The following is a 1,472-nucleotide window of genomic DNA, read 5'->3' on the forward strand; positions in this document are numbered from 1 at the left end:
AGGCCCCGGTCAGCACCGACGATGCCTATTCGGTCAACGAAGATGCGACGCTGACGGTTGCGGCGGCCGGCGTGATCGACAACGACGGCGACCTCGATGGCGATACTCTGGCCGCGGTGCTGGTCAGCGGACCCGCGCACGGCAGCCTGACGCTCAACGCCGACGGCAGCTTCAGCTACACGCCCGGCGCCAACTACAACGGCGCCGACAGCTTCACCTACAAGGCCAACGACGGCAACGTCGACGGCAATGTCGCCACGGTCTCGATCGCGGTCCATCCGGTCAACGACGTGCCGCAAGTGGATTACGCGATACCGGACCAGATGAGCTCGGAAGACACCGCGTTCACCTATCAGGTTCCGGCGAACACGTTCAGCGATGTGGATGGGGACGTGCTGAGCTATTCGGCGACGCGGGCGAACGGCAATGCGTTGCCGGCCTGGCTGGCGTTTGATCCGGTCACGCGCACGTTCAGCGGCACGCCGCCGCTCGACTACAACGGCTCGATCAACGTGCGGGTAATCGCAAGCGACGGGTCGCTGAGCACGAGCGACGTGTTTGAACTGACGATCACCCCGGTCGATGACCCGGGCATCGCCCGCACCGACCGGTTCACGATCAACGACACAAGACAGGTCGATGGCAACGTGTTCTCCGACAATGGAGCCGGCCCCGACACCGATCCCGAAAACATCCTGCAGGTAGGCGCGGTGCTGCGCGGAGCGGCCGCGGTGGGGGCCAACTATGTCCTGCCCTCGGGCGCCACGGTGCGGATCGATAGCGACGGGCACATCCTCTACACTCCGGGCCCAGCCCAGGCACAGCTGGCAGCTCCGGGTTCGGGCGCGAGCAACACCTCTTTCGTCGACACATTCAGCTACTCGCTGGTGGGTGGCGGTACGGCCGACGTGATCGTAACCGTGCAAGGGACCGACGGCTACGACACGTTGCTGGGTTCTGCGGGCAACGACAACCTTCGCGCAGGCCTGTTCGACGATGTGCTGATCGGCGGGCTGGGCAGCGATGCGCTTGATGGAGGAGCGGGTACCGACACGGCCAGCTATGCCGGTGATCCGGGCGCAGTGTTCGTCAACCTGACGCTGGGTCGGGGCTATGCCAACTCCTCATTCGGCGACACCTACACGAGCATCGAGAACGTGACCGGCTCGATTTTCAACGACTTCCTAATCGGTGATACCGGGGTCAACCGGCTTGAAGGTGGCGCGGGCAACGACACAATCATCGGCGGGCTCGGCGCGGACGTGCTGATCGGCGGGCCTGGCGTCGACACCCTCAGCTTCGAGGACAACTCGGGCACGGTGTTCGTCAACCTCTTGACCGGCATGGGCTACAACAACGCGGCCCAAGGCGACACGTATTCCGGGTTCGAGAACGTCATCGGCGGGTTGTTCGATGACACCATCATCGGCGACAACGGCAACAACCGGCTCGACGGTGCGATGGGTGCCGAC

The 1,472-nt window shown here is 64.4% G+C and carries 1 protein-coding gene; it reads left to right on the forward strand.

Translation table 11 applies throughout. From position 1 onward, the window contains the following. Positions 1–1,472 (forward strand): tandem-95 repeat protein (locus ACWPMZ_RS16515; RefSeq protein ID WP_455705186.1); only part of this gene is annotated, 1,472 nt, incomplete at both ends.

The sequence above is a fragment of the Tsuneonella sp. HG222 genome (assembly GCF_053819185.1).